We start from the raw sequence: 550 nt of genomic DNA on the forward strand, positions 1-550 counted from the left end.
CCGAGCCGGTGGCGGCTTCGGAGACGGAGCGGGACATCTCGTTGGTGGTGGCGGTCTGCTCCTCGACGGCGGAGGCGATCGTGAGCTGGTAGTCGTTGATCTTGGCGATGACGCCGGAGATCTCGGTGATGGCGTGGACGGCGTTGTCGGTGTCGGCCTGGATGGCCTCGACCTTGCGGGCGATGTCCTCGGTGGCGCGTGCGGTCTCCTGGGCGAGGTCCTTGACCTCGGAGGCGACGACGGCGAAGCCCTTGCCGGCCTCGCCGGCGCGGGCGGCCTCGATCGTGGCGTTGAGGGCGAGGAGGTTGGTCTGCTCGGCGATCGAGGTGATGGACTTGACGACGTTGCCGATCTCCTGGCTGGAGGTGCCCAGGCGGGTGACGGTCACGGTCGCGTCGGCGGCCTGGGTGGTGGCGCGGTTGGCGACGTCGGCGGCCTCGGAGGCGTTCTGGGCGATCTCGCGGATGGAGGCACCCATCTGCTCGGCGCCGGCGGCGACGGTCTGGACGTTGCGGGAGACCTGCTCGGCAGCGGCAGCGACGACGCCCGC

1 protein-coding gene is annotated in these 550 nt (G+C 70.9%); it reads right to left on the reverse strand.

The window, feature by feature from the left end; genetic code table 11:
- Window positions 1-550 (reverse strand): methyl-accepting chemotaxis protein (locus AC4F3Q_RS13525; RefSeq protein ID WP_491040417.1); only part of this gene is annotated, 550 nt, incomplete at both ends.

The organism is Flavimobilis sp. BM9 (assembly GCF_058313055.1).